The 9,386-nt window shown below is 56.0% G+C and carries 13 protein-coding genes; all 13 read left to right on the forward strand.

The annotated features are described in order from the left end of the window. Nucleotides 1-340 precede the first annotated feature (340 nt). The 13 genes from WBN46_RS14810 to WBN46_RS14870 all read left to right on the forward strand — a co-directional run bounded on the left by WBN46_RS14810 (nucleotide 341) and on the right by WBN46_RS14870 (nucleotide 9,265). Nucleotides 341-727, forward strand: a complete 387-nt coding sequence (locus WBN46_RS14810) for a hypothetical protein (RefSeq protein WP_337732208.1) — start codon at nucleotides 341-343, stop codon at nucleotides 725-727. Nucleotides 728-791: 64 nt separating this feature from the next. After that, the gene (locus tag WBN46_RS14815) at nucleotides 792-1,157 is read left to right on the forward strand and encodes a hypothetical protein (RefSeq protein WP_337732209.1); all 366 of its coding nucleotides are present in this window, start codon (nucleotides 792-794) and stop codon (nucleotides 1,155-1,157) included. Nucleotides 1,158-1,667: 510 nt separating this feature from the next. Then, nucleotides 1,668-2,003: a hypothetical protein gene (locus tag WBN46_RS14820; RefSeq protein ID WP_337732210.1), complete on the forward strand. Its 336-nt coding sequence runs from the start codon at nucleotides 1,668-1,670 to the stop codon at nucleotides 2,001-2,003. Between the two features lie 68 nt (nucleotides 2,004-2,071). Continuing rightward, a complete protein-coding gene (locus WBN46_RS14825) occupies nucleotides 2,072-2,452 on the forward strand; it encodes a hypothetical protein (RefSeq protein WP_337732211.1) in 381 nt (126 codons plus the stop codon). Between the two features lie 57 nt (nucleotides 2,453-2,509). Continuing rightward, nucleotides 2,510-2,938, forward strand: coding sequence for a hypothetical protein (locus tag WBN46_RS14830; protein ID WP_337732212.1), 429 nt, complete (start codon nucleotides 2,510-2,512; stop codon nucleotides 2,936-2,938). 59 nt (nucleotides 2,939-2,997) lie between these two features. Further along, complete coding sequence (locus tag WBN46_RS14835; protein ID WP_337732213.1) at nucleotides 2,998-3,342, forward strand: hypothetical protein; 345 nt, start codon at nucleotides 2,998-3,000, stop codon at nucleotides 3,340-3,342. A gap of 1,325 nt (nucleotides 3,343-4,667) precedes the next feature. Continuing rightward, on the forward strand, nucleotides 4,668-5,000 hold the full coding sequence (locus WBN46_RS14840) for a hypothetical protein (protein WP_337732214.1): 333 nt from the start codon (nucleotides 4,668-4,670) through the stop codon (nucleotides 4,998-5,000). Nucleotides 5,001-5,137: 137 nt separating this feature from the next. Beyond that, nucleotides 5,138-5,575, forward strand: coding sequence for a hypothetical protein (locus WBN46_RS14845; RefSeq protein ID WP_337732215.1), 438 nt, complete (start codon nucleotides 5,138-5,140; stop codon nucleotides 5,573-5,575). A gap of 21 nt (nucleotides 5,576-5,596) precedes the next feature. Beyond that, complete coding sequence (locus WBN46_RS14850) at nucleotides 5,597-6,121, forward strand: tetratricopeptide repeat protein (RefSeq protein WP_337732216.1); 525 nt, start codon at nucleotides 5,597-5,599, stop codon at nucleotides 6,119-6,121. Nucleotides 6,122-6,151: 30 nt separating this feature from the next. After that, on the forward strand, nucleotides 6,152-6,379 hold the full coding sequence (locus tag WBN46_RS14855) for a hypothetical protein (protein ID WP_337732217.1): 228 nt from the start codon (nucleotides 6,152-6,154) through the stop codon (nucleotides 6,377-6,379). Between the two features lie 814 nt (nucleotides 6,380-7,193). Next, nucleotides 7,194-7,511, forward strand: a complete 318-nt coding sequence (locus tag WBN46_RS14860) for a hypothetical protein (protein WP_337732218.1) — start codon at nucleotides 7,194-7,196, stop codon at nucleotides 7,509-7,511. Nucleotides 7,512-7,584: 73 nt separating this feature from the next. Further along, a complete protein-coding gene (locus WBN46_RS14865) occupies nucleotides 7,585-7,854 on the forward strand; it encodes a hypothetical protein (protein ID WP_337732219.1) in 270 nt (89 codons plus the stop codon). A 1,075-nt stretch (nucleotides 7,855-8,929) separates the two neighbouring features. Continuing rightward, complete coding sequence (locus WBN46_RS14870) at nucleotides 8,930-9,265, forward strand: hypothetical protein (RefSeq protein ID WP_337732220.1); 336 nt, start codon at nucleotides 8,930-8,932, stop codon at nucleotides 9,263-9,265. Nucleotides 9,266-9,386: the final 121 nt, after the last annotated feature.

The following is a 9,386-nucleotide window of genomic DNA, read 5'->3' on the forward strand; positions in this document are numbered from 1 at the left end:
TTTCGTCTCGGCAATTGTTTCGCTCATTCTTGGTGTCATTTCGTTGCAAGTCTGGGTGCTGAGTGGCAGGGCCTGGCTGTCCTATGTTGGCTTGGCACTTCTCGGTATTAGCGCCTTAGGCGTACTTGGCTATCGGCTGCTTGTCCGCTGCCCGCGGTGCCGTGGCAACATTGGGTGGGCCCACAGCCACTTCGGATCTAAGCCATTCCTATTTATTAGGCCAATGGCAAAATGTCCGCTCTGCGGTGTCAGCCTTGATGCATCGGTTGGCACCTAACAATTCATTCAAGCCGAACCCGCTTCGCGGGTCGGCTTAATTCCGGTGTTAGGCGCGCACCCAATGTCTTCGCACGTTGAGCAACTCAAAGAAATATCTAGGGCAGCGGCTGCGCATCTTGCGGTTACCTTCAATGCTCCCGACGTGATTCCTTACGGCCAGTCAGCACTTCGCCTGATATACGCACATCCTGATGAGCGGCAAGCCTTTGCTAGGGCCTTTATCAACGGCATCGCCTCGCCTGACGATTGGGACGCATGCTTCATCCAGTTCTGCGTCCATGCCCTGCGCTGGCCAGACCTGAAAGCCGACCTTGAGGCAATGTCCCGAGAGGCTGTAGCCTCGAACAACTGGAGTCTCATCCAGCGACTTGGGCATGTATTGGATGCATTCGAGGATACTTGGGAGGACGCTGGTGACTTCTATGCCGCGCATTTCGGTCAGCCGTAGCGCGCCTAACAATTCATTCAAGCCGAACCCGCTTCGCGGGTCGGCTTAATTCTGGTGTTAGGCCGTGACCACACATAGCGATATCTTCATCAAGGCATCTAATACCACCGACTTGAGTGAGTTCTCCGCAAGAGCGTTTCATGTGCTGGGGGTTCTTAAGTACGAGGAGCGCGAGAGCAGCAATTATGTTGACGGACGGTACTTCTGCTCGTTTGGCCAGGATCCTGAGCTGGAGATCTGCTACGCAGATGACGCGCTTCTTTCCGAGTACAGATTCTGGTTACCTATCTCGGCAAACTTGGCGTCCGCCGAAACGTACGCTGTTCAATCAGCCATAGTGCTTTCGCGCCTCGGCTATGAGTGCTTTGTTCCAACACCTGGCTGGGGTCGCAAAGACTGGGACGGCCGTGGTTCGCACTTCACGGCCTAACAATTCATTCAAGCCGAACCCGCTTCGCGGGTCGGCTTAATTCAGGCGTTAGGGCCCATTCCAAGCAGCTATGTCGATGGACGCTGATCACGACTCAATTCACGGAAAGCTTGCTGTTTCGTTTGCAGAGCACCTCATCCTTGGGCGGTACAACGACGCGCATGCACTTCTCTCTCCCTGCCTTCAAGAAGAGTGGCCCGCTTCATCATTAGAGAGCGAGTTCTTAACCATGACGGACTACGGAAACGGCCCAGCGAGTCGAGCCGAGCTTACGGTGACGATGGATACGTGGCCCAGGCGAGAGCCAGGCGACATTGGCTGGGCCTATGTTTCAATTGCAGGCGACGGCTTTGTTGAGGCGGTTACGGTTGTGGCTGCTGATGCATTGGGGGTGCCGCGCGTACGCGAGCTAGAGTGGGGGCGTCCGTGATGGGCCCTAACAATTCATTCAAGCCGAACCCGCTTCGCGGGTCGGCTTAATTCAGGCGTTAGGCCCCTAAAGAGACTTCTATGACGCGTCTTGCAGTCGCCGTTCGCTATCTGGCTGTTCTCAATTTCACAGCACTCGTACTTGGCATGGTCTTCTTGGGCGGCGATGCATTGAATGGCCATGTAGCTGATGAGCACTACTACCTCTCGTGGCATGGCAAGCTAACCGAGGTCAGCGCCGCCATCTTTCAGTACAGCCGATTTCACACCATCGCGTCATTCATACTTCTAGCCATAGCCGCACTTTCAGCTCTGGTTTCAAAGCCTGGCGCCACTGAGATCAAGTGGATCAACCGGCTGGTATTGGGCTGCATCGTTGTCATCGTCGGCCTATCGTTCTTCAAGTACGGGGCCTAACAATTCATTCAAGCCGAACCCGCTTCGCGGGTCGGCTTAATTCAGGCGTTAGCCCCTTGGGAGGCTCTATGCGCAGGATTCTTCTTGGCTTGGTAGTTGCGCTTCTGACAGCCTGCTCTGCTGGATCGCAGCACCAAGCCCATACGCTACCCAACGGACAGGTGATCAAACTCATCGGAATCACCAAGATGTTCTCTACCAACGGCAAAAACAAGTGGCTAGTTCTTAACTATCAAACTGACTTGCCCATGTCGGACAAATCAGCCTTGGGGAAGGAAGCCGATGAAATATGGGTTTTCTTCAAGAATGACGTTGAGAAGGCCGGGATGACTGAGGCTGCTATCGTGGCCCACAGCCGCCCTACCGGATTCATCATTCAAGAATCAAAGACCCAAGGCTTCTCGTATGAGAGGCTCGCAGATGGCAGTTGGTCTCGTGGTGGGGGCTAACAATTCATTCAAGCCGAACCCGCTTCGCGGGTCGGCTTAACTCAGGTGTTAGGCGCCATGGACACTGAGTACATCTATCCAACAAAAGGCTCGCGCTTCCGCGTTGCGGTTAAGTTGACCAGCATCGTTGCTGTCATTGCTGCAATTAGCATCGGCACCAATGCCTACTCTGAGCACGTCGCGCCATTGCCTATTTGCGATCAGGTTCCGTGGGCACGACTGGCTTTGGCATTAGTCGGACTTGGGCTGCTTGTCCCGGCGGTCCTCTTCGGGCGAGCCGCATGGAGGATTTACCTCTACCGTCAGTTTCCACCCCCGGGCACGCCTGTGTTCTTTCGCGCCAAGGTGCAGCGTGGTTTATGGGCATTTCTTCAGGGGGCATCTGCGGCTCTGTTGGCAGTGATTTCGCTGTCACTGCTTGCTTACCTTGCAGTCGGCGACACTGTGCAAGCGCTTTTCTTCGGCGCCAACCCGTGTGGCGCCTAACAATTCATTCAAGCCGAAGCCGCTTCGCGGCTCGGCTTAATTCAGGCGTTAGGCCCCATATGAAAGATACTGGCGACTACGAAACGTGGATCATCGAGTTCGGAGACGACATCATCCACAAAGAGCATGAGATGGGGGTATCAAGCCTTAGCCCAGTAGAGAAAGCTGTCTATGATCTATGGGCAGTGGATTATGCAGTTCGCAACGCTGGCGACTTGGAGGCGTTGGAGGATCTTCGGCCAACGGCAGCCATCGACTTGGCCGAGTTCCTGCGCACCATCGGCCAATTGGATCTGGCGTCCTACATGGCTGGCTTGTCTTCTTCCGGTACCGAGTGCGATTCGTACTATGTAAAGTTTGCTGAGCTATGCGAGGCTGTCCAAGGCGCGCTGCCTGGGGCCTAACAATTCATTCAAGCCGAACCCGCTTCGCGGGTCGGCTTAATTCCGGTGTTAGGGCCCTCATGGCACTTTCCTTCTTAGCCAACCTGTTAGGCCACCGGCTTCGTGCCGGTAACCGAGTTCGGTTAGATGGCGGCTACGACATGGAGCCGAAATGGCTCAATGGCCGGATCGCCCACTTCGGGGAGTGCGTCGGTTTCATCCAAGGCGAGAACGGTCAATCTGCTGCGCTCATCCGGCTAGATGAGCCGGTCACCTCTAACGGAGTCACAGGATCGCACTTGGTTCTACGCCTCCGTTACGTTGGCGCTCGCTGGGCCGACCGAGAGACCGTGCACCTTGAGCTGTTCACCTCGCCTCCCGCGTCATTACAAGATCCCTCAACTCGCGGCGTGTGGATCGAGTCTCATGCCAGCTATCACGTAGAGGGCCCTAACAATTCATTCAAGCCGAACCCGCTTCGCGGGTCGGCTTAATTCTGGCGTTATACGTGGGTGGGGCTTTGGTCGTGTCGGCTTCGATTGCGGGTTGATCATGCGGCGCCCGCGGCTTCGGTGCTGATCGATTGTTGATGCAAGCCAACCAATCGCGTCCTTCTGACTTCGCTTCACTCGGCTTCGGACACATCGCTCTCGCGCCGCGCGGCCTCCGGATGACTTCCCGACTTGCGGACCGGCGTCGCTGTCGGCTTCGGCCTTTACGGGCCCCGCCCTGCTACGGGCTGGCGGCGAGTGATTTCCTGCTCCCGGATGTTCCGGCCCCGTTGCAGGCCGCAGGCTTCGGGCTTACCTTGGCGTATAACTATTCGTTCAAGCCGAACCCGCTTCGCGGGTCGGCTTAACTCAAGGTGTTAGGGCTCAATGTCAGAGTTCACCGCAAGCTTAGTTCCTGGATTCCCTTACGCACCCACAGTGCCGGAGGTCGGCGGGCTTGATTACGACATCTGGACCTTACGGATCACGCTTCACTTTGAAGAGTCGCCACCAGCTTATCTGACCTTCAAAGACCTTTCTGGCTTCAGGGTTCTCCGCGAGGGCGACTTATTGGAGTACTGGAGCACTGCGCGCCCTAACGGCTGGCTCTGGGAGGTTCGGTCTGGCGGCTGGATGGCATCTGAGGCTCAGAGACCAGGCTTTATCAGTGGCAACACGCGGGGTATCAGGGAGTTCTTGGTGGTTGGTCAGACAGATTGTGTCAGCGTCCTGTCTTCGTCCGCTCCAGAGTTCTCTCGGATTGAGCCCTAACAATTCATTCAAGCCGAAGCCGCTTCGCGGCTCGGCTTAATTCAGGCGTTAGGCCCCAAGTTCAACCTCTGCGACGGACGCGAAATGCAAGTTTCTAAGAGCGACGGTATCTACAAGGCTGTCCGCATAACTGGAAGCCAAGACAACTTCCTCGGCCTTTCCATTGCTTGCGCTCCGTGCGATCCCGAGTTGATAGTGCCGTCGTCCACGTTAGTCAATGAAGAGAGGGTCCGCACCCGCGCGGAAGAGATCATGCGGCAGGTTGCTGTCGGTCTGGCTCGTGCAAATGATGAGCTAGGTTCTACCTACTTCATCGCGAAGATTTTCTACATTCCGCGGGATCTTCCGAACAATGATATCTATGAAATGCTTACGCTTGAGATCCTTAGGTACTTTCATGCAGAACAATCAGCGTAGCGGCGTAACTTACTCGCCGCCCCATCCGCGAGACTTCCTTTTCCCATGCCGTTACCAACCGTCTGGAGTATGGCCTAACAATTCATTCAAGCCGAACCCGCTTCGCGGGTCGGCTTAATTCAGGTGTTAGAGGGCTGATGACGGAGTTTTCGCTAGTCGAGCCAAGGGCGATTCGGATCGATACCGGGCACGCCCCGGATCTGACTGTCTGGGTGGAGTCCATTCAATCCAACGCTGACGGTCTCTGCATCACGATCAAATCCGAGCTATGGCGTGCTCAGGCTGTCTTCGACTCCTTTTGGGGCTTCCGTGTCCTGACCGAGTTGGACCTCACAGAGTTCTGGTCCAAGGTGACGCTCAAGGACGGCTGGCTGTTCAAGGTTCAGGCCGGGGGATGGTTGGACTTGGAGCTAGGTCGCCCTCACTTCACGTCAGGTCGCTTGTATCAGCTACACGAGTACCTGATCGTCGGTGCAAACGACTGTGTATCGGTCCTATCTGAGCGCCCGCCCAGCATCACCGGTACGCCCTCTAACAATTCATTCAAGCCGAACCCGCTTCGCGGGTCGGCTTAATTCAGGCGTTAGAGCCCGCAGATGGAATCTCTCGCAGACATAGAGCTAGAAGCCCATTCCGCCTGGGACAACGGCCGTCTCAGGCAGGCACTGCAGTTGTTCCAAAGATGCGCGGATGCCGGCCTCGTTGGATGCATGCTTAACCTTGGCTATTTTTACGACGTCGGTATTGGCACGCGGTCCGATAAGGTCATGGCTATGCACTGGTACAAGCGCGCCTACCGCACGGGCGACGCAGCTGCCGCCTCCAACATTGCCGTCCTCTACAAGGAGCAGGGCAAGAGTCGGCTGGCCTTTGGCTGGTACGCTCGCTCTGCTGCTCTTGGGGACGGAGACTCGTCGCTGGAGCTCGCCAAACTGTGCCTTTCCGGTAAAGGTGTCCGCCGCTCCGTCCAGAGTGCCAAGAAACATCTGCGGGTCGCCCTGTCCTCCAAGCTGATCACTGAGGCATCTCAGGAGGAGGCGCAAGCGATCATGCGTGAGCTTGTACCACGGGCGGTCTCTAACAATTCATTCAAGCCGAACCCGCTTCGCGGGTCGGCTTAATTCCGGTGTTAGGCCTCAAGAGCACGCACTATGAGACTTGTCGGTAAAGCTATCGGCTACCTGATTTCAGTGCTCGGTATAGGCATCGTGATCTTCGGCTTGATGGTGGTCGCTGACCCACAAGGCGCGCAACTTGCCAATGACTTCGATCCGTTCGGTGTCCCGCCGTCGACCGCCCAACTCCTGGTACACATTGCCGTCGGCCTGGCTCTGTCGGCTTTGGGTATTTGGCTTGTCGCCCGCAAGTCTCGGGTGTAGCTTGAGGCCTAACAATTCATTCAAGCCGAACCCGCTTCGCGGGTCGGCTTAATTCCGGTGTTATGCGTGGGTTGGCGTATTGATGTTGCCGGCTTCGGTGATGCGCTGACTCCGGCTGCGTTTCCAGCTTCGGCGCTGGTCGTTCGCTGACTCATCCGGACCACTGGAATTTCCGCACTTCGCTTCACTCGGCTTCGGACACATCGCGTTCGTGCCGCTCGGCAAGGGATGGCTTCATGGCCTTCGGACTTGCGGCACTATCAGCTTCGGTCTTTGCTGGCCTCGACCTGTTCCGGGCCTGCGGATGCTTTGTCCGTGCTCCCTGGTGCAGCGCAGCCGTTGCGGGCCGTCAGCTTCGGGTTTACCTTGGCGCGCATAACTATTCGTTCAAGCCGAACCCGCTTCGCGGGTCGGCTTAACTCAAGGTGTTAGGCGCTATCCATGCATCGACTTCTTGCGGCGATCAATGTCCTCTTGGCAGTGAGCCTTCTCGCTTGGCCTCTGGCTTTGTTTTTTGCCATTTTTCTCTTCGACGCCCCCGGCTCAGAGAGAGACCCGTTCCTTCTGGCATTCGTGGCTGCCATTCTTGCGTATCCTGCCTCGGTGGCTCTTGGCAACATCATGTTTTGGACCAAGAGAAATGTGGCTACTATTCGCTCACTTCGCAATTGGACTCTTGTATCCTCCACGGGCCCAGTTGCCACTGTCCTGCTCGGCGCTCTCAACTTCTCACGATGAGTACTTCCGTAGCGCCTAACAATTCATTCAAGCCGACGCCGCTTCGCGGCGCAGCTTAATTCTGGTGTTAGGCCCCATGACCAAACTCAGCCGCGAGATTGCAAAAGAGCGCAACGCATCGGGTTCCGAGTTCATCGGAGTGGACTTTGCTCCTGACGAACCGACACGGCCATTCTGGGTGTGGTCCGGTGTTGGTTACCACACACACGCTGCGCGCATCTCTGCTGCTGAGCTTCTAGGCGATTGGCCCGAACACTATGGCTTGGTTAAGACATGGCTTGAGCCAATTCTCAGCCGTTTGGCTAGCGGTGCCCCACTCGATCCCGCAGACGTACTATTGGCATACTCTGCTTATCACGGCAAAGAGGCTCCGGTTGCAAGTGCTGGGGCCTAACAATTCATTCAAGCCGAACCCGCTTCGCGGGTCGGCTTAATTCCGGTGTTAGGCCTCAAGGAGCAACATCCGAATGACCGTCACACAAGACCAAGTGCTGGCGTTCGCCGTCTACGAGATTCGGCTGTTGCTCGCACACCACTTAGGTAGCGATGACACTCCTGATCCGGCCGTTCGCGCTGCAGCTCATCTTGCATACGCGCTTCACAATCACGCTGACGCTGTTCTGCACGGTGGCACGTTTGATCCGCGACAGGCCGCCGAGGCTCTTAGCGCAGTAGATCGGATGCTGGCAACCAATTTTCAGGCGAGGCTCTCGGAGGCTACTAACCATGAGGCCTAACAATTCATTCAAGCCGAACCCGCTTCGCGGGTCGGCTTAATTCTGGCGTTAGACGCGCTCGGAGCCTTCATGCGACCTGCATTACTTGCTGCATTGCTACTCACTGGATGCGCCAGCGGACGGCCAGCCATCTCGGATGCATCGCTCATCGGCACGTGGGAGTGTGGGCCTACCACTATGCATGGACCCAACTTTGATCTATTGGTTACGACTCGCACGACGAACAACGCTGACCGCACTTACTCAAGTCTCACCACGTCCGTTGTCACCCCTCAGGGAGGGCTGGCGGTGACAAACAAAGACTTAGCTCACGGTACGTGGCAGCTAGACGGCGACGTAATCACTTCAACTGTCACGAGGGTCGAGTTCCTCTCCTCCACAGATGCAACCATCAGTAATAAGTTTGGCCAGGATATTCAGGATGCCCAGCTAAAAAAGAAGTCTGTGTATCAATCACGGATCATCCACTTTGATGGGCAAACCTCCCGTTCTATTCCGGTCAACTCAATGTACAAAGAGGCGGTTGTTGAGTCGTCCTGTAAGCGCGTCTAACAATTCATTCAAGCCGAACCCGCATCAGGTTCGCTAACTTCGGGTCGTTCTGGGTACTATCGGCTTCGGTGCCACCCCATGACGGGTCGGCATAATTCAGGTGTTAGGTGATGAAATCAGCCCTCGCTAGTTCCGCAAGTCTGGTCCTCGGTATAGCTTCGATCGCGGCTGGATTGTTCAGCTGGGTCTGGATCTTCTACGCTTGGGATACTGCACAACACATGGGGTCGCCTATCCGTCGCCACTCGGCGCAGGTTGTGAGTACGCTCACCGGAGACAAGGCTTATATCGCCAAGGATTCCCATAGCGCTGGACTCGCCTTAATCGACGTTCTAGGCAATACATTCTGGGTTTTGTTCGCCTCAGGAGCCTTCATGATAGTGCTTGGATTATTTCTTGTTCTTCTATCTCGCACGGCATTCGTGTCATCACCTAACAATTCATTCAAGCCGAACCCGCTTCGCGGGTCGGCTTAATTCCGGTGTTAGACCGCACGTTCAAAGCCATCGCAATCTTGGTCTTCTTGAGCAGCATCGTCGCGCTGCTGGTAACCGGCGCCCTTGTCTCTGCAATCCTTGAGCTTTATCCCACTGTACACCTCACCTCTTTCGGCTCCGTGGTGCCAGCAATCTCCCAAACACATGCGGCCTGGCTTCCGGCCGTGCAGATGGTTACTTGCGCCGCTTCCGTCGCCAGCGCCGTGGCTGGCGTACTAGTTTGGCGTGGCCGTCAAGCTACTCCCCGCAAGCTTCAGGTCGGGCTACTCATTGGCTCACTCAACTACTTCCTTTCCCTGTTCTTCACGACCACATTGTTGGTGGCGTACTTCTACCTTCCCAAGGTCGCAAATGCGGTCTAACAATTCATTCAAGCCGAACCCGCTTCGCGGGTCGGCTTAATTTTGGTGTTAGGCCGCTATGAGCCAATGGGGTTACTTCACTTGGTTTCCTGAGCACGGGAGCCACCTAGTCCACCCGGAA

This window comes from Pseudoxanthomonas sp. CCNWLW251 (assembly GCF_037402255.1).
In the GTDB taxonomy this organism is placed as follows: Bacteria; Pseudomonadota; Gammaproteobacteria; order Xanthomonadales; family Xanthomonadaceae; genus Pseudoxanthomonas_A.